At 60.7% G+C, this 16,187-nt stretch carries 20 protein-coding genes; 11 read left to right on the plus strand and 9 right to left on the minus strand.

Annotated elements, in window-relative coordinates:
- The first annotated feature begins 49 nt into the window (after positions 1–49).
- The 7 genes from ACXAG8_RS12690 (at position 50) to ACXAG8_RS12720 (ending at position 5,272) form a co-directional block, all read left to right on the plus strand.
- On the plus strand, positions 50–985 hold the full coding sequence (locus tag ACXAG8_RS12690; RefSeq protein ID WP_475225581.1) for an aspartate carbamoyltransferase catalytic subunit: 936 nt from the start codon (positions 50–52) through the stop codon (positions 983–985).
- Positions 982–1,500, plus strand: a complete 519-nt coding sequence (locus ACXAG8_RS12695; RefSeq protein WP_475225588.1) for a hypothetical protein — start codon at positions 982–984, stop codon at positions 1,498–1,500. The genes ACXAG8_RS12690 and ACXAG8_RS12695 overlap by 4 nt, the downstream gene beginning before the upstream one ends.
- Positions 1,485–1,871 carry a hypothetical protein gene (locus tag ACXAG8_RS12700; protein WP_475225595.1) on the plus strand — a complete coding sequence of 129 codons (387 nt, stop codon included), beginning with the start codon at positions 1,485–1,487 and terminating at the stop codon, positions 1,869–1,871. Before ACXAG8_RS12695 ends, ACXAG8_RS12700 begins: the two co-directional genes overlap by 16 nt.
- Positions 1,868–3,151, plus strand: coding sequence for a dihydroorotase (pyrC, locus tag ACXAG8_RS12705; RefSeq protein WP_475225602.1), 1,284 nt, complete (start codon positions 1,868–1,870; stop codon positions 3,149–3,151). Before ACXAG8_RS12700 ends, pyrC begins: the two co-directional genes overlap by 4 nt.
- Positions 3,151–3,756 (plus strand): glycerol-3-phosphate 1-O-acyltransferase PlsY, encoded by a 606-nt coding sequence (gene plsY / locus ACXAG8_RS12710; protein WP_475225608.1) that lies wholly within the window; start codon positions 3,151–3,153, stop codon positions 3,754–3,756. Before pyrC ends, plsY begins: the two co-directional genes overlap by 1 nt.
- 240 nt (positions 3,757–3,996) lie before the next feature.
- Positions 3,997–4,470 carry a YHS domain-containing (seleno)protein gene (locus ACXAG8_RS12715; RefSeq protein ID WP_475225615.1) on the plus strand — a complete coding sequence of 158 codons (474 nt, stop codon included), beginning with the start codon at positions 3,997–3,999 and terminating at the stop codon, positions 4,468–4,470.
- Between the two features lie 268 nt (positions 4,471–4,738).
- Positions 4,739–5,272: an outer membrane protein gene (locus tag ACXAG8_RS12720; protein ID WP_475225622.1), complete on the plus strand. Its 534-nt coding sequence runs from the start codon at positions 4,739–4,741 to the stop codon at positions 5,270–5,272.
- 50 nt (positions 5,273–5,322) lie between these two features.
- On the opposite strand, the gene ACXAG8_RS12725 is transcribed toward ACXAG8_RS12720, so the two are convergent.
- Entirely contained in the window at positions 5,323–6,306 is a 984-nt protein-coding gene (locus ACXAG8_RS12725; protein WP_475225630.1) for a quinone oxidoreductase family protein, read from the minus strand.
- Positions 6,307–6,501: 195 nt separating this feature from the next.
- Here ACXAG8_RS12725 and ACXAG8_RS12730 point away from each other — a divergent pair, with 195 nt between their 5' ends.
- Complete coding sequence (locus ACXAG8_RS12730; RefSeq protein WP_475225633.1) at positions 6,502–7,359, plus strand: DUF2189 domain-containing protein; 858 nt, start codon at positions 6,502–6,504, stop codon at positions 7,357–7,359.
- A 15-nt stretch (positions 7,360–7,374) separates the two neighbouring features.
- On the opposite strand, the gene ACXAG8_RS12735 is transcribed toward ACXAG8_RS12730, so the two are convergent.
- Positions 7,375–8,361, minus strand: a complete 987-nt coding sequence (locus ACXAG8_RS12735; RefSeq protein WP_475225636.1) for an NAD(P)H-quinone oxidoreductase — start codon at positions 8,359–8,361, stop codon at positions 7,375–7,377.
- A 69-nt stretch (positions 8,362–8,430) separates the two neighbouring features.
- Positions 8,431–9,123, minus strand: a complete 693-nt coding sequence (locus tag ACXAG8_RS12740; RefSeq protein ID WP_475225639.1) for a COQ9 family protein — start codon at positions 9,121–9,123, stop codon at positions 8,431–8,433.
- A 111-nt stretch (positions 9,124–9,234) separates the two neighbouring features.
- On the opposite strand from ACXAG8_RS12740, the gene rpsU reads away from it, so the two are divergent.
- Positions 9,235–9,441 carry a 30S ribosomal protein S21 gene (rpsU, locus tag ACXAG8_RS12745; RefSeq protein WP_005614280.1) on the plus strand — a complete coding sequence of 69 codons (207 nt, stop codon included), beginning with the start codon at positions 9,235–9,237 and terminating at the stop codon, positions 9,439–9,441.
- A gap of 99 nt (positions 9,442–9,540) precedes the next feature.
- Here rpsU and ppk2 read toward each other — a convergent pair whose 3' ends face one another.
- Positions 9,541–10,479: a polyphosphate kinase 2 gene (ppk2, locus tag ACXAG8_RS12750; protein ID WP_475225642.1), complete on the minus strand. Its 939-nt coding sequence runs from the start codon at positions 10,477–10,479 to the stop codon at positions 9,541–9,543.
- 158 nt (positions 10,480–10,637) lie between these two features.
- Positions 10,638–11,096, minus strand: coding sequence for an Lrp/AsnC family transcriptional regulator (locus ACXAG8_RS12755; RefSeq protein ID WP_475225645.1), 459 nt, complete (start codon positions 11,094–11,096; stop codon positions 10,638–10,640).
- Positions 11,097–11,232: 136 nt separating this feature from the next.
- Between ACXAG8_RS12755 and ald the strand changes: the two genes are divergently transcribed.
- A complete protein-coding gene (ald, locus tag ACXAG8_RS12760) occupies positions 11,233–12,351 on the plus strand; it encodes an alanine dehydrogenase (protein WP_475225648.1) in 1,119 nt (372 codons plus the stop codon).
- Between the two features lie 126 nt (positions 12,352–12,477).
- On the opposite strand, the gene ACXAG8_RS12765 is transcribed toward ald, so the two are convergent.
- From ACXAG8_RS12765 to ACXAG8_RS12780, 4 genes are all read right to left on the minus strand, one after another.
- Positions 12,478–13,284, minus strand: a complete 807-nt coding sequence (locus ACXAG8_RS12765) for a mechanosensitive ion channel family protein (protein ID WP_475225651.1) — start codon at positions 13,282–13,284, stop codon at positions 12,478–12,480.
- A 58-nt stretch (positions 13,285–13,342) separates the two neighbouring features.
- Entirely contained in the window at positions 13,343–13,771 is a 429-nt protein-coding gene (gene mscL, locus ACXAG8_RS12770) for a large conductance mechanosensitive channel protein MscL (RefSeq protein WP_475225655.1), read from the minus strand.
- Between the two features lie 236 nt (positions 13,772–14,007).
- The gene (locus ACXAG8_RS12775; RefSeq protein WP_475225660.1) at positions 14,008–14,457 is read right to left on the minus strand and encodes a YtoQ family protein; all 450 of its coding nucleotides are present in this window, start codon (positions 14,455–14,457) and stop codon (positions 14,008–14,010) included.
- A gap of 91 nt (positions 14,458–14,548) precedes the next feature.
- Positions 14,549–15,181, minus strand: coding sequence for a class I SAM-dependent methyltransferase (locus ACXAG8_RS12780; RefSeq protein ID WP_475225663.1), 633 nt, complete (start codon positions 15,179–15,181; stop codon positions 14,549–14,551).
- Between the two features lie 84 nt (positions 15,182–15,265).
- On the opposite strand from ACXAG8_RS12780, the gene ACXAG8_RS12785 reads away from it, so the two are divergent.
- Positions 15,266–16,150, plus strand: coding sequence for a LysR family transcriptional regulator (locus ACXAG8_RS12785; protein WP_475225668.1), 885 nt, complete (start codon positions 15,266–15,268; stop codon positions 16,148–16,150).
- Positions 16,151–16,187: the final 37 nt, after the last annotated feature.

Below are 16,187 nucleotides of genomic sequence, written 5' to 3' on the forward strand. Positions count from 1 at the left end.
GCGCAGTCCTTTCTATAAGCGGGCCGACTGTCAGACAGGAGCCCGGCCCATGCGTTTCGCCCATCGTCACCTACTTGGCATCGAGCATCTGGCCCAATCCGACATTACCGCCATCCTGGACCTTGCGGAAAAATACGTCGACATGAACCGGCAATCGTCCAAGCATTCCGATGTGCTGGCCGGGCTGACGCAGATCAACATGTTCTTCGAAAACTCGACCCGCACGCAGGCCAGTTTCGAACTGGCGGGCAAGCGGTTGGGCGCAGATGTGATGAACATGGCGATGCAGGCCAGCTCGATCAAAAAGGGCGAGACCCTGATCGACACCGCGATGACCCTGAACGCGATGCACCCCGATTTGCTGGTGGTGCGCCATCCCCATTCGGGCGCGGTCGACCTGTTGGCTCAGAAAGTGAACTGCGCCGTGCTGAATGCGGGCGACGGGCGGCACGAGCATCCCACGCAGGCCCTGCTGGACGCGCTGACCATCCGCCGCGCCAAGGGCCGGTTGCATCGGCTGAACATCGCCATTTGCGGCGATGTGGCCCATTCGCGCGTGGCGCGGTCGAACCTGATCCTGCTGGGCAAGATGGAAAACCGCATCCGCCTGATCGGGCCGCCGACACTGGTGCCTGCGCAATTCGCCGCGTTCGGGGCCGAGATTTATGACGACATGACCGAGGGCCTGCGCGACGTGGACGTGGTGATGATGCTGCGCCTTCAAAAGGAACGGATGGATGGCGGGTTCATCCCCTCGGAGCGGGAATACTACCACCGCTATGGGCTGGACGCTGCCAAGCTGGCGCTGGCCAAGGCAGATGCCATCGTGATGCATCCCGGCCCCATGAACCGCGGGGTCGAGATTGATGGCACCCTGGCCGACGACATCAACCGCTCGGTCATCCAGGAACAGGTGGAAATGGGCGTCGCAGTGCGCATGGCCGCAATGGAACTGCTGGCCCGGAACCTGGGTCAGGCTGCATGAACGACCTGGCAATCGCCCCACATGAACACGGCGTCTTGCGCCTGTTCGCGCTGGACATGCGCCCGCAAGAGGCAAAGTTCCTGCGTGAACCTGGTGCCGTGGACCAGGTCCTGGGCGTTCAGGGGCTGGACCCGGCACAGATCGACATCTTTCCGGTCTCCGACCTCGAAGATCTGGGGCTTTTTGGCTATCTCAGCGAAGGCTGCGGCGTGTCCGAAGACCAGTTGGACCGGAACATGCTGCAGGCCATAGATGGCTGGGTCATGGTGCTGCGCAGCGCCGCGTTTCAGGGCCGGTCGGCGACGCTGTCGCCTGATCCGCGCCTGCGTCTGATCGGCCTTTTCACCGAAGAGGCAACCAACTGGACCGGCGGCCCGATCGAGACAGACAGCGCCAAACCGTTCTCGGCCCCGCAATCCCCGAAAGGCGGGGGGCGGCAACACCGCGTGGGTTCCGCGCTTATCGCCTTGCTCATTCTCTTGGCAGTCGGAGGCGCGCTGTGGCTGATCCTGTGACCTTTTCGCCAGACCGGGGCGCGTATATTCGCACCAATACCTGGCTGGCCGCCGGGGCCATGGCTGGCGCCATGATCGTCCTGTGGCTGATTGGCAATCCTTACGTCTGGACCGGTGCCCCCGCGGGGCTGGCCGCCATCGGCATCCGCGCGTGGTACCTGGCCTCGGAAGAGCTGGCCGTATCCTGGGCAATGTCGGAAACCACGCTGACCGGACCCGGGCAGCGTCAGGTCGCGCTGAGCCAGATTGAAAAGGTCAACATCATGGGCAGCTTTGTTCAGATCGTCACCAATGGTGGCGACAAGCACCTGATCAAGTACCAGGCGGACCCGGCCGCCACCAAAGCCGCCATTGAAAGGGCGATGAGATGAGCAATGTTATTTTCACCAATGCGCGCCTGATCAACCCCGAGGCAGGCACCGACAGCACTGGCTGGTTGCAGGTGACCGATGGCCGGATAGCGGCACTTGGTGCAGGCGAGGCCCCGCCACCAAGCGACGCGCAGGTGATCGATTGCCGCGGACAATGCCTGGCCCCCGGCATTGTCGATATTGGCGTCAAGGTCTGCGAGCCGGGCGAGCGGCACAAGGAAAGCTATAAATCGGCGGGTCTTGCCGCCGCCGCCGGAGGTGTGACCACCATTGTCACACGGCCCGATACGATGCCTGCGGTCGACACGCCGGAAACGCTGGAATTTGCCACCCGCCGGGCGCAGGCGGATGCCCCGGTCAATGTGCTGCCCATGGCGGCGCTGACCAAGGGCCGCGAAGGGCGCGAGATGACCGAGATCGGGTTCCTGATGGATGCGGGCGCCGTGGCCTTTACCGATTGCGACCATGTCATCGCCGATACCAAGGTATATTCGCGGGCGCTGACCTATGCAAAATCCTGTGGCGCGCTGGTCATCGCGCACCCTCAGGAACCGGGGCTGAGCAACGGCGCAGCGGCCACCAGCGGCAAGTTTGCCGCCCTGCGCGGCCTTCCGGCCGTATCTGCGCGCGCCGAACGGATGGGGCTGGACCGCGACATCGCGCTGCTGGAAATGACAGGCGCGGCCTATCACGCCGACCAGATCACCACGGCCCGCGCACTGCCCGCACTGGAACGGGCCAAGCGCAACGGGCTGGACATCACCGCCGGGACCTCGATCCACCATCTGACGCTGAACGAGCTGGACGTGGCCGATTACCGGACCTTCTTCAAGGTCAAGCCGCCGCTCAGGTCCGAAGACGACCGGCTGGCCGTGGTCGAGGCCGTGCGCGACGGCCTGATTGATACGATCAGTTCGATGCACACGCCGCAGGACGAAGAAAGCAAGCGCTTACCGTTTGAAGAGGCCGCCTCGGGTGCGGTGGCGCTGGAAACACTGCTGCCCGCGGCCCTGCGCCTGTATCATGCCGGGCAGTTGGACCTGCCGACCATGTTCCGCGCGATGGCTCTGAACCCGGCAAGGCGCCTGGGGCTGGACGCGGGCCGCCTGAGCGCGGGCGCACCCGCCGACCTGGTTTTGTTCGACCCGGATATTCCGTTTGTCCTGGATCGTTTCACCCTGAAATCCAAGTCCCAGAATACGCCGTTTGACGGGCAGCGCATGCAGGGTAAGGTCACGGCAACCTATGTCGCGGGCCGCGAAGTATACCGGAGACCCTGATGCCGCAAATCGACAGCACCACGACCCAGATCCTGCTTTGGGCGGTGACCGGATACCTGATGGGTTCGATCCCTTTTGGCATGATCATCGCGCAGACCATGGGCCTGGGAAACCTGCGGAAAATCGGATCGGGAAATATCGGCGCAACCAATGTGCTGAGAACCGGAAACAAGGCGGCGGCGGCCCTGACCCTGCTGCTGGATGGGGCCAAGGGCGCGGCGGCCGTCTTGCTTGCGCGGTCCTATGCGGGCGAGGACGCAGCGCAAGTCGCTGCATTGGCCGCCTTTGCGGGCCATTGCTTTCCCGTCTGGCTTGGGTTCAAGGGCGGCAAGGGCGTCGCGACATTTCTGGGCCTGTGGCTGGCATTGGATTGGCGGGTCGGCATTGCCTGCTGTCTGACATGGCTGGTTGCCGCCGCGATCTGGCGCATCTCGTCGGTGGGGGCGCTGGCTGCGGCGGCGCTGTCCACAACCTGGGTCGTGGTGCTTGGCGATGGCTCGGCCTTTGTTCTGGGCATCGTGCTGACCCTTTTGGTGTATTGGCGCCACAGCGCGAACGTCAAACGCATCCGGGCCGGAACCGAGCCCAAAATCGGCAAATCCTGAACCGCGGGCAAACCGCACATTGCGACCTTGCAAAAACCCGCGTTCGGTTTCTGACGCCTGACGCCAGGCGCAATTGCGCGTCCTCACGGTGCGCTCACTTTTGTTTGCTTTGTACGTGACCGAACGGCTTCCCACTTGGGTGGCGTGACGGCCAATTACCGGCCGCACGGCTCAAATCCCCAAGGGTGCCACGGCCTGATTTCTCGGGCCCTGCAAGCCCGGTTCACGAAAGGTGAAACAATGAACAAGTTCAAATCCATCCTGGGCGGCGTCGCGCTGTCCGTTGCCATCGCCAGCTCGGCCCTTGCAGCCGGTGTTGAAATCAACGCTTCGTCGACCGGGCTTGCCATGCAGGGGTATGACCCCGTTGCCTATTTCGCCGCGGGTGAGGCGACAAAGGGCGACTACCGGATTACCGCGCTGCATGACGAAGCGCTGTACCGTTTCTCGTCCGAAGAAAACAAGGCCGCCTTTGAGGCCAACCCCGAGGCGTATCTGCCTGCCTATGGCGGGTATTGCGCATTCGGCGCCGCGATGGGCTTCAAGTTTGACGGTGACCCGAACCATTGGAAGATCGTTGACAACAAGCTGTACCTGAACCTGTCCCAAGACATCCAGGAACGCTGGGAAGGCGACATTCCGGGCTTTATCGAGAAAGCCAGCGCCAACTGGCAGGACATCGCCGACAAGGACCCGTCGGAATTGCAGCAATAATCCGCTGAATTGTACAGCGTTGATCGGCGGGGAAATTCATCCTCGCCGATTGGCATTTGAAACGGCCAATCGGCACGCCTATCTGGTCGGAACAAGAACGGCCCAAAAGGGCCACGCGCACCCCAAATCCCAACCGGGCTGCGCGCATATTCGAGCGGGACACAGTGAAATCCAGTGATCCGGTCATCGTGCCGGAGATTTTTGGTCAGTCTATGCATGCGTCCGAGAAAACCCCTCGGCGCGTGCCAGTGGACGAAAGGAAAGAGAAATGACAGGTAAATTGGCATTCGTCACCGCAGTCGCGACCCTGGCCGCAGGGTCCGCCATGGCACAATCTGCAAATGATTGGACCGGCTTCTATGGCGGTGGCCAGATCGGTTACGCAGATGTCGACACCAGCGCCTCGGGCGTGGACGGCGACGGCGTGATCGGCGGTATCAACCTCGGCTATGATTACGACCTGGGCGACTGGGTCGTCGGTGGCGGTTTCGACTATGACTGGACCGACGTTGACCTGTCCAGCACGGCCAACCTCGAAGACGTATGGCGGCTGCGCGCACGGGCCGGGTACAAGGTCAACCCGCAGGGCCTGCTGTATGCGACCGCGGGCTATGCCGAAGCGGGCACCGACAACCTGGGCAGCGACGATGGCTGGTTCATCGGCGCAGGCTATGAGCAGTTTGTGACCCCCAACGTCACCGTCGCGGGCGAAATCCTGTATCATGAATTCGACAATTTCAACGCGACCGGCGTCGATGTCGATGCCACGACGTTCCAGGTAAGGGCCGCGTACCGGTTCTGATCACAACATAGAGGACAGACCCGGCGCATCGGGGCCGGGTCTGTCGTCAATCACGGCTCAAGGATCGTGCTGCCCGTGGTCTGGCGGGCCTCAAGCGCCCTGTGGGCCTGGGCAACCTGATCCAGCGGGAAACGCTGGTCGATATGTATCTTGACCTCACCGCCCTGAACCTTGCCGAACAGGCGCCGCGCCATTGCCTGGCAAACGGAATGTTCGGCGATATGCGTAAACAGCGTCGGGCGCGTGATCTTCAATGACCCTTTCTGCCCCAGAATGCCGATATTGACCGGCGGCACCGGGCCCGAGGCATTGCCGAATGAAATCATCATGCCCAGCGGCTTCAGACAATCCAGCGAGCCTTCGAACGTGTCTGCGCCAACAGAATCCATGACCGCATCAACGCCTTTGCCGCCGGTGATCTCGGCCACGCGCTCTGCAAAGTTCTCGGTCCGGTAGTTGATGCAATGTGCAGCGCCGTTGAATTGGGCCAACCGGCATTTTTCATCGGTTCCGGCGGTGCCAATCAGGGTGATCCCCTCGGATTTGGCCCATTGGCAGGCAATCAGGCCGACACCGCCCGCCGCGGCGTGAAACAGGACGGTATCGCCACGTTTCAACGGGGTCGTGCGGTGGAACAGGTATTCCACCGTCATACCCTTGAGCATCATCGCGGCGGCTGTCTCAAAGGCGATATCGTCCGGCAAGGGACAAACCTGCGCGGCGGGCATGACGCGCGCCTCGCAATAGGCCCCCGAGGGCATCGCGGCATAGGCCGCGCGCTGCCCCGGTTCCAGATGCGTGACGCCATCGCCGACGGCTTCGACGATACCGGCCGCCTCCATCCCCAATGCATGCGGCAGGTCCATCGGGTACAGGCCCGACCGTTGATAAACATCTATGAAATTCAACCCGCAGGCATGATGACGGATACGGACCTCGCCCGGGCCCGGATCGCCCAGGGGCCTGTCTTCGATCCGTAACACCTCTGGTCCGCCGGTTTCATGAATGACCACGGTGCGCGCCGTTTGCTGCATGCTGACCTCCTGTTCTCGGTGACCCAAGGCTATCACGCCTGCGGGTGAGGGCAATCACCGTGATCCGGCAAGCGTGATTAGAAAAAGGGCCGGGATGTGCTATACTTATGACAGGCGTTGCCGGCTGATCCGGCGACGGGCACGCCCATGCCGGATGCGTTCTGCGGCGCGATCACGCCAAGGAAAGGGACGACAATGGCCAAGACAATCGGAAACCCGATCAGCTGGACCGCCCGAAACCTGGGGGCAACCAGCGATCACATCGTCGAAAGCGTCACGCGGATTGGCGGCGCGGAAACCGACAAGCCGCCCACCGTGCTTACGCTGACACGGCAAGACCTATTTGCCTGCCTGAAGGCCGGATATGACGATTTCCTGGAAACCCGCGCCGACGCGATTTTCGTGATACTTGTCTATCCGATTGCGGGCTTGCTGATGTTCGGAATAGGCCTGAACCGGAACCTGGTGCCGCTGTTGGCCCCGCTTGTTGCGGGTTTCGCCCTTGTCGGACCCGTGGCCGCCGTCGGGCTGTACGAGATCAGCCGCAAGCGTGAACAGGGGGGCGACGCGCATTGGCTGGACGCACTGGGCGTTTTCCGTTCGCCAAGTTTCGGGGCAATCGCCGCCCTGGGCCTGTATCTGGTGCTGCTGCTTCTTGTCTGGCTCATGGTTGCGCAAAGTATCTATGCACAGACGCTTGGTCCCGATCTGCCGAGCTCGGTCGCGGCATTTGCAGCGCAGGTCTTCACCACCGGCGCGGGTTGGACCATGATCCTGTTCGGGTCTGCCGTCGGGTTTCTGTTTGCGCTGATCGCATTGGCGGTCAGTGTTGTCAGCTTTCCCCTGCTGCTGGACCGCAAGGTGGGGCTTCCGGTGGCGGTCGTCACATCGGTCCGGGTCATGCGTCACAACCCCGGGGTCATTCTGACCTGGGGCTTCATTGTCGCGGCCCTTCTTGTGCTGGGGGCGATTCCGATGCTTTTGGGGCTGATCGTGATCATGCCCGTTCTGGGTCACGCAACCTGGCACCTGTATCGCCGCGCGGTTGCCTGAGCGGGCAACTGGCCGTCAGCCCGCCACCGAAAGGACGATCTTGCCGATATGGTCCGAGCTTTCCATACGGGCATGCGCCCCAGCCGCGTCCGCCAGGTCAAACGTGCTGTCCATGACCGGGGCTACCCGGCCTGCGGCAAGCAAAGGCCAGACGGCCTCGCGCAGGTCCTGCGCGATCCGGGCCTTGGCCAGATCGCTTTGCGGGCGCAAGGTGCTGCCGGTCAGCGTCAGGCGTTTGACCATCATCAGGGCAAAGTTCAATTCGGCCACCGGTCCTTGCAAAAAGGCGATCTGAACCAAACGCCCATCCTCGGCCAGGGCCTTGACGTTTCGCGGGATATAATCGCCGCCAACCATGTCCAGGATCAGGTTCGCGCCACCTTCGGCCCGCATGGCCGCGACGAAATCGTCCTGGCGGTAGTTGATTGCCTTTTCGGCACCCAGGGAAACACAGGCCGCGCATTTCTCATCTGATCCGGCAGTGGCAAAAACCCGCGCGCCAAAGGCGCTGGCCAGTTGGATTGCCGTCGTTCCGATCCCGCTGGAGCCGCCATGCACCAGAAACCGTTCCCCCGCCTTCAGACCGCCACGCGAAAAAACATTCGACCACACGGTGAAAAAGGTCTCAGGCAGGCACGCGGCCTCTTTCATCCCCATGCCGTCCGGCACGGGCAGGCAATGGGCCGCCGGGGTTGCAACATATTCCGCATAACCGCCGCCCGGCAGCAACGCGCAAACCTGGTCGCCGATGACGATGCCTTCGACACCTGACCCGATGGCCACAACCTCGCCCGAGGCTTCGAGGCCGGGCAAATCGCTGGCCCCCGGCGGCGGATCATAGGCACCGGCCCGCTGCAAGGCGTCAGGCCGGTTCACCCCGGCATAGGCGACCTTGACTATCACCTGCCCGTTGCCCGGTTCCGGTATCGGACGTTCGGTCAGTTTCAATACATCGGGGCCGCCGGGCGAAGTGATCTCAACGGCGCGCATCATCTGGGTCATCGTGGTCTCCTCTGATCACTTGCTATCAGGCGAAAATGCCGAGGCCCAGAAACAAGTTGCGCCCGCACGTTATTTTCGCGGCGTGATCGAGCCCGGCAGGTCGGACCGCCCCCGTGCCGGGGCCTTGACCTGACCGACCAGCCAGTTCGGAACAGCGAGAAACGGTTTCAGCAGCGGGTTGTCGTTGACCTGCGCCTTGAGCTTTTCGAACTGCATCACCCCTTCGATACGGCGGTCCAGGAATTCCCAGGTTGCCTGATTGCCAGCCGAATCATCGCCCAGCCAGAACAACAGCGTGGACGAGTACACACCCGACAGCGTGGCGCGCTTGGTGTACCAGTTCACATCGTCCGAGGTGTCGCCAAGCGCATCCCAGATCAGATCGCATGTTCCCCAAACGGCCTTGGCCCCATCGGCGGCGTATACAGGCAGCGAAAACAATGTCACGCCACGGCGCACCGCCTCTTTGTCGGGTACGACCTGCAGGCGAAACCGGACGGCGGCGGCAATTTTCTCGCGGAATTTCAACCCGCCAAGGTCTTCGGTCTTAAGGCGTTCCAGCATCGCGGCATCACCGCGCGCGTGAAAGGCAAGCGCCAGATCGACCGCTCCGCGGGGGCAAATTGCGCGGGCCAGCGCATCGTCAATATCACAATCGGTGATCGCGGCGCGAAAGCTTGTTTCGGACCAGCCATCAAATGGCACATGGTCCAGCATCGCGTCCAACAAGCGTTGCTTGGTGTCTTCATAGGTCACGGTCATGGCGGTTCTCCGGTTCTCGGGGCCAGTACTAGACAAGATAAACGGGCTTTGCTATACGGCCAACTCCTGCAATTTCCTTGCAACTCTATCTAGAAAGGTGGTGACAACCACATGCAGGTTAGTGTTCGCGACAATAACGTCGATCAGGCGCTTCGTGCCCTGAAGAAAAAGCTGCAGCGCGAAGGCGTGTTCCGTGAAATGAAGCTGAAGCAACATTTCGAGAAACCGTCCGAGAAAAAAGCGCGCGAGAAGGCTGAAGCGATCCGTCGTGCCCGTAAACTGGCACGTAAGAAAGCACAGCGCGAAGGTTTGCTCTAAGCACCTGACGCTCGTCCAGCTTTGGATGACACTATTTGACGACCCCCGAGGCATCGCCCGGGGGTTTGTCGTTTCCGGGCAGCGTTTCTGCCCGGAAGGTCAATAGATTTTCGGAACGTAAAGCTCGTCCGGAAGAACCCGTCTTTCGTATTCGGGGTTATAGCGCCGGTCCGGCAAGGTGACCTTTTCCTGCGGCACGTCCTCATAGGGGATCTTGGTCAGCAGGTGCTCGATACAATTCAGGCGCTCGCGCTTTTTGTCATTGCCTTCCACGATATACCAAGGTGCTTCGGGGATATTGGTGCGAAACAGCATGTCTTCCTTGGCCTTGGTATAGGATTCCCAGCGGATGCGGGATTCAAGGTCCATCGGGGACAGTTTCCACTGTTTCATCGGGTCGTGAATCCGCATGAGAAAGCGCAGCTGCTGTTCTTCGTCCGTGATCGAGAACCAGTATTTCAGCAGGATAATCCCCGACCGCACCAGCATACGTTCAAATTCGGGGACGTCCTGAAAGAACTGCCCGACCTGGTCCTCGTCGGCAAAGCCCATCACCCGTTCGACCCCGGCGCGGTTGTACCAGGACCGGTCGAACAGAACGATCTCGCCGGCCGCAGGCAGGTGGGGGACGTATCGCTGGAAATACCACTGGCTCTGTTCGCGGCGGCTTGGGGCGGGCAAGGCAACGACGCGGGCAACGCGTGGGTTCAACCGCTGCGTGATCCGCTTGATCACACCGCCCTTACCCGCGCTGTCGCGTCCTTCGAACAGGATACAGACCTTTGCACCGGTGTGCTGAACCCAGTCCTGAACCTTGATCAGTTCCGCCTGCAGGCGCAGCAGGTTCCGGAAATACACCTTTCGGTCCAACATCTCTGGGTGCTGGTTGCGATAGATCTTGCGAATTTCCATCGAGAGCATCGGCTCGCTGAATTCTATCTCGAAATCTTCGTCCAGCGTGTCTTCAAGCTCAGCTTCCAGCCAGTCTGTGGGCTCATAACTCTTGTCGTCAGCCAAGGTCTGCTCCTTATCTTTCATCGGGTTCGGACCGTAACGGGTATGTGTAACCGGCAAATGTCATCCGTTGCGATGATTGCGACCCGAGGACCCGAATGTGAACCCGTCCGGCGCGGGATACAAGCGTTCCTATTGACGCAACGGGGCCTCGGGCGGGTCGCCCCTGCCGACCACGCCCATTAAACAGGCAATGCCGTTGTCTTAAAGACGGTCCGCAGCGCAAATGAGCTTTGCATTTGCGCCACGCCGGGAAGGCGCGACAGGTATTGGCGGTGAATGCGGGCAAAGTCCTCGGTATTTTCGGCGACGACTTTCAGGATATAGTCCGCGGTTCCCGCCATCAGGTGACATTCCAGCACATCAGGGATACGGCCCACCGCCTTTTCAAAGGCTTCCAACACCTCTTCTGCCTGACCCTGCAACGTGATTTCCACGAACACCGTGGTCGGAACCCCCAGCTTGCGGGCGTTCAACAGCGCCACATAGTCACGAATATACCCCTCGGCCTCAAGCCTCTGAACCCGCCGGTGGCAGGCCGAAGGCGACAGGTTGGCCTGCTCGGACAGTTCAGCATTCGACATCCGGCCCTTACGCTGAAGGGCCGCCAGAATCTTGCGGTCTGTTGTATCCAGGCTCATTTACGCACACTTTTTGCAGATGGATCATGCTTAGCGGAAGATTCTCCCGCAATCCACCCCGGATGCGCGTGGGATTTCACAGAAATTGCGTCTTCGCCCGCACATATTTGAATCAGGTACAGGATGGAGAGCCCACATGAAAATCGGATGCCCCAAGGAAATCAAACCCCAGGAATTCCGGGTTGGCATGACCCCGAACGCGGCTGGCGAGGCCGTTGCCCACGGCCATGAGGTCATAATCGAAACTGGCGCCGGTGCCGGATCGGGTTTCGATGACGCGGCCTATGTCGCTGCGGGCGCGCGGGTCGTCGATACCGCCCAAGAGGTTTTTGCCACTGCCGACATGATCGTCAAGGTCAAGGAACCACAGGCCATCGAACGCAAGATGCTGCGCGAAGACCAGGTGCTGTTTACCTATCTGCACCTGGCGCCGGACCCTGATCAGACGCATGACCTGCTGAATTCGGGTTGTACGGCCATCGCCTATGAAACCGTGACCGATGCGCAGGGCGGGCTGCCCCTGCTGGCCCCGATGTCCGAAGTGGCCGGGCGCCTTGCGCCGCAGGTCGGGTCGTGGACTCTGCAAAAGGCCAATGGGGGGCGCGGCGTTCTCATGGGCGGCGTTCCCGGTGTCGGCCCCGCCAAGGTTGTTGTGATCGGCGGAGGCGTCGTCGGCACGCATGCCGCACAAATCGCCGCCGGTATGGGCGCCGATGTTACCGTTCTGGATCGGTCCCTGCCGCGATTGCGGTATCTCGACGATGTGTTCGGCGGCCGGTTCAAAAACCAATATTCAACCGCCGGAGCAACGGCCGAGTTGATCCAGGACGCTGACATGGTGATCGGGGCTGTGCTGATCCCCGGCGCGGCGGCCCCCAAGCTGGTCACGCGCGAACAACTGTCCACGATGAAACCCGGCGCTGTTCTGGTGGATGTCGCGATCGACCAGGGCGGATGTTTCGAGACCTCGAAGGCCACGACCCATGCCGATCCGATCTACGACGTGGATGGCATCATGCATTATTGCGTGGCCAACATGCCGGGCGCTGTTGCGCGCACCTCGACCATCGCGCTGGGCAATGCAACCCTGCCTTTCCTGCTGTCGCTTGCCGACAAAGGTTGGAAACAGGCGTGCCAGGACGATCCCCACCTGCTGAACGGGCTGAACGTTCACGCAGGCCAACTGACCTATTACGCGGTTGGCAAAGCGCTGGGGATCGATGTCGTATCGCCATCCATGGTCATCAAGACCTGACGGGCCACCTGCGGCACCACGCTTGCGCGGCATAGACTCGACGCAATAAAGGCGCCGCGCAAAAGCGCGGCGCCCGGCCCAACAGGAGAAGAGCATTCCCGAATGCTCGTACGACTGGCGGGAGCTTCAGCCCTGTTTCTGAATTTCCACCGAATGGGGATAGGGAATGGAAACACCCTTGGCATCAAAGGCTTCTTTGACCGCTTTGGTTGTTTCAAACTTGACGTCCCAATAATCGGCCGCCTTGCACCACAGCCGCGCGGTCAGGTCGACCGAGCTGTCGCCCAGATTGGTCACGCGAACCCATGGCTCGGGGTCTTTCAGGACACGGGCATCGGCACCGGCGACATCCAGGATGATCTTCATCGCATCATCCGCATTGTCGCCATAGTCAATTCCGAAAACCAGGTCGACGCGGCGCGTGTCATGGGCGGAATAGTTGGTGATGATCGACCCCCAGGCCTGGCCATTGGGCACGATGATCTGCACGTTGTCCGGCGTCACCAGTTCCGTGGTGAACAGGTTCAGATCCTGCACCGTCCCGGCTGTTCCGCCGATATCGACGAATTGACCCAGCTTGTAGGGCCGGAAAACCACCAGCATGACACCGGCCGCCAGATCGCTGAGCGTACCCTGCAATGCCAGACCGATGGCAAGCGAGGCTGCACCCAGGATTGCAACGATACTGGTTGCCTCGATCCCGAATATGCCCAGCACGGCCACCAGAACGATGGCCAGGACAACCCATTTGACCACGCTGGCGGCAAAATTCCCCAATGTCGGGTCGATCTGCGACGCCTTGTTGATCCGTTTTCGGACCGCGCCCGAAATCCATCCGGCTGCGATCCAGCCCAATACCAAAACGACCAGTGCCTTGCCCGCACTGATCAAAAGCGGCCATGCCTGGTCCGCCAAATCCATTGCCTGATCCATGTTACTCTTCTTTCGAAATGGGATAGCGGCAGCCGCAAATCAGCTGCCGCAGGTTTCGTTACTTTTTCAACGAATCCCGGATTTCCATAAGGATATCAAGCTCGCTTGGGCCTGCGGGCGCCTCTTCTGCGGCTTCTTCCTCTTTCGCTGCTGCATCTTTGACCCGGTTGACCATTTTCACCAGCATGAAAACAACCCAGGCAATGATCAAAAAGTTGATAATTGCCATGATGAAGGCACCATAGGCGAAAACCGACGCCCCGGTTTCCCGCGCGGCTTCCAGGCTTGCGCCATCCGGAACATCACCGGCCAGAACGGCGTAGTTGTTCGTAAAGTCCACCCCGCCGGTGAACAGCCCAATCAGCGGGTTGATCAGATCACCGACCAGGGATGTGACAATCGCGGTAAAAGCGGCACCGATGATGATACCAACGGCCATGTCCATCACATTGCCCTTGGCAATGAACGACTTGAATTCTCCCAGCATTTTTCCCTCTTTCCTGTTTGCCTGACGCGGATGCGCATAATAGTTGTTAGCTCATTTCACAAAGCGGCAGCCAGTTTTATGGGAAACGCCAGAAAGTTTTCCCCAGAATGTATGTTTTCAGGGTCAGGTCCGCCGGACTGCCAAACCGGTCTTGGCCACACCGACGCATATCGACGGGCGCCTGTTCCCGGCGCCATGGCTGCAAAAGGCGGTACGGGGTTTCGAGGGCTAACTGGTCAGCCCGGCAGTTTACCCGTCAGGACATAACGCAGAATGTCCACGACCTGCGACGGGTCCTGCGCGACGGCAAGTGCGGCGGCGTCAACCTCTTTCAGGGCATGCTGATGGTCGTCACCGTGCAAGACCACCAGCGACTTTCCCAATGCCGCAGCATAGCCTGCATCGAATGCCGCGTTCCATTGCCTGTACTTGTCGCCAAAGCGCACAACGACCACATCTGCATCGGCGATCCCCTTGCGGGTCCGGATGGCGTTGACCATTGCACCCTTGTGATCGTGCCAGTACTTGTTCGCTTCGGCCCCCAGAATGGCGACACCGCAATCATCGCTGGCATCATGATCGGTCACCGGGCTGTTGAACGTGACATCCAGCCCCTGCGCCCCGTCGATGATCTGTTCGCGCCAGTCCGTGTGGATTTCTCCTGAAAGGTAAACGTTCAATCCCATGGCGTTGTCTCCGCGTCTTGTTTCACACCCTGTTTAGAGTGCAAACGCGCAAAGCCCAATGCGGAAATTTCCAGCCACGGTATTGCCCGGGTCAGACCCGGCGGGCCACCAGATAGCGAGAGGGCGGCGTGACCGGGAAGTTCCCGCTTTCGATGATTTCAAACCCGGCGTTCCCGACGGTGGATTCCAGCGTTTTGATGTCGAACTGATTGACGTATGGGGCTTTGCCGACAAGTTGCATGACCGGCAACAGCAGCTTCAACAATCCGAATTTGAACCCCAAACCGCCCTGTGCAAGACAGGGCGTTTTCGAGATGAACAGACCGCCGGGTTTCAACACCTGATGAACCCGGGCCAGGGTTGCGTCCAGGTCCTGCACAAGGTGCAACAGATTGAACGTCATCACCACATCATAGGTCCAGTTCGGGGGCTGGCTCGCCTCTGCCTGTACAAGTGTGACGTTCTGGGTCTTTTGCTCCTGGGCAAGTCTGCGCCCCACGGCCAGCATGCCGGGGGACACATCGCTGGCCGTGATCGTATCGACATGATCCGCCAACCGCAAAGCAGTGCGGCCGGTGCCGCATCCCAGTTCCAGCACCTGATCGGTCGGCTTCAGGTAGGACGCGGTGCGTTGCAGGGTGTGTTCGTATGCTTCCATGTCCCTGATCGGGGATTTCGCGTATTTCTCGGCGATTCCGTCCCAGAATTTGGCTGTGGCGGTCATATCGGATCTCCTTTGCGGGCAGGGTACTGATACGCATTTCAAAGATGAATTGCCGAAATTCGCAAAACCCTTATACATTTACGTATGGACGATCCGCGCAAATTTGACTGGAACCATATCCGCGCCTTTCTTGCCACGGCTGAGACCGGGTCGCTTTCGGCGGCGGCGCGACGGCTGGACCAGACGCAGCCGACGCTGAGCCGGCAGATCGCCGCGCTTGAATCCGATCTGGGCGTGATGCTGTTTGAACGGGTCGGCAGGTCCTTGCAGATGACAGGCGCCGGGGTCGAGCTGTTGGAACATACCCGCGCAATGGGGTCAGCGGCAGACCGCATCGCGCTGGCGGCCTCGGGCCAGGTGCAATCCATCGAGGGGCAGGTTCGCATCACGGCCAGCGACATCATGTCGGCCTATGTCCTGCCCGACATTCTGCGCGATATCCGCGCCCAGGCACCCCGGCTGCAAATCGACGTCATCGCCGCAAACGATATTCGCGACCTGATGCGCCGCGAGGCCGATATCGCCATTCGACATGTCCGCCCGGACCAACCCGACCTGATTGCGAAACTTGTGCAGAACGCCGCGGCGCATTTCTATGCCTCGACCGCGTATCTGCAAGACAACGGCTACCCAAAGTCAAAGAACGATCTGTCCCGGCACGCGTTCATCAGCTTTGGCGATCCCGACAGAATGATTGAACATTTCGAACCGCTGGGTGTGCACCTGACACGGGACAATTTCCGGCTGGGCTCCCAAAGCGGCATTGTCGCCTGGGAATATGTCAAACAGGGGTTCGGCATTGCGCCAATGTCCCACGAGGTCGGGGACAGCACGCCTGGCGTCGTGCGCCTGTTGCCGGAAACCGACCCGATCCGGTTTCCCGTTTGGCTGACAACCCACCGCGAATTGCACACCAGCCGACGCATCAGGCTGGTGTTTGATCTTTTGGCGAAACATCTGTCGAAATGAAAACGCGCCTGAAGGCGCGTTTTGTTTCAGCGTCGGT

Source organism: Ruegeria sp. ABD4_443, assembly GCF_056160865.1.

Excerpts from the sequence above, each read along its gene's own strand:
- ACXAG8_RS12715 (WP_475225615.1), top strand. The coding sequence starts at position 3,997 with ATGAACAAGTTCAAATCCATCCTGGGCGGCGTCGCGCTGTCCGTTGCC.
- mscL (WP_475225655.1), bottom strand. The coding sequence starts at position 13,771 with ATGCTGGGAGAATTCAAGTCGTTCATTGCCAAGGGCAATGTGATGGAC.
- ACXAG8_RS12765 (WP_475225651.1), bottom strand. The coding sequence starts at position 13,284 with ATGGATCAGGCAATGGATTTGGCGGACCAGGCATGGCCGCTTTTGATC.
- ald (WP_475225648.1), top strand. The coding sequence starts at position 11,233 with ATGAAAATCGGATGCCCCAAGGAAATCAAACCCCAGGAATTCCGGGTT.
- ACXAG8_RS12720 (WP_475225622.1), top strand. The coding sequence starts at position 4,739 with ATGACAGGTAAATTGGCATTCGTCACCGCAGTCGCGACCCTGGCCGCA.
- ACXAG8_RS12725 (WP_475225630.1), bottom strand. The coding sequence starts at position 6,306 with ATGCAGCAAACGGCGCGCACCGTGGTCATTCATGAAACCGGCGGACCA.
- ACXAG8_RS12775 (WP_475225660.1), bottom strand. The coding sequence starts at position 14,457 with ATGGGATTGAACGTTTACCTTTCAGGAGAAATCCACACGGACTGGCGC.
- ACXAG8_RS12695 (WP_475225588.1), top strand. The coding sequence starts at position 982 with ATGAACGACCTGGCAATCGCCCCACATGAACACGGCGTCTTGCGCCTG.
- ACXAG8_RS12780 (WP_475225663.1), bottom strand. The coding sequence starts at position 15,181 with ATGACCGCCACAGCCAAATTCTGGGACGGAATCGCCGAGAAATACGCG.
- rpsU (WP_005614280.1), top strand. The coding sequence starts at position 9,235 with ATGCAGGTTAGTGTTCGCGACAATAACGTCGATCAGGCGCTTCGTGCC.
- ppk2 (WP_475225642.1), bottom strand. The coding sequence starts at position 10,479 with ATGAAAGATAAGGAGCAGACCTTGGCTGACGACAAGAGTTATGAGCCC.
- ACXAG8_RS12785 (WP_475225668.1), top strand. The coding sequence starts at position 15,266 with ATGGACGATCCGCGCAAATTTGACTGGAACCATATCCGCGCCTTTCTT.
- plsY (WP_475225608.1), top strand. The coding sequence starts at position 3,151 with ATGCCGCAAATCGACAGCACCACGACCCAGATCCTGCTTTGGGCGGTG.
- ACXAG8_RS12690 (WP_475225581.1), top strand. The coding sequence starts at position 50 with ATGCGTTTCGCCCATCGTCACCTACTTGGCATCGAGCATCTGGCCCAA.
- ACXAG8_RS12740 (WP_475225639.1), bottom strand. The coding sequence starts at position 9,123 with ATGACCGTGACCTATGAAGACACCAAGCAACGCTTGTTGGACGCGATG.
- pyrC (WP_475225602.1), top strand. The coding sequence starts at position 1,868 with ATGAGCAATGTTATTTTCACCAATGCGCGCCTGATCAACCCCGAGGCA.
- ACXAG8_RS12755 (WP_475225645.1), bottom strand. The coding sequence starts at position 11,096 with ATGAGCCTGGATACAACAGACCGCAAGATTCTGGCGGCCCTTCAGCGT.
- ACXAG8_RS12735 (WP_475225636.1), bottom strand. The coding sequence starts at position 8,361 with ATGACCCAGATGATGCGCGCCGTTGAGATCACTTCGCCCGGCGGCCCC.
- ACXAG8_RS12730 (WP_475225633.1), top strand. The coding sequence starts at position 6,502 with ATGGCCAAGACAATCGGAAACCCGATCAGCTGGACCGCCCGAAACCTG.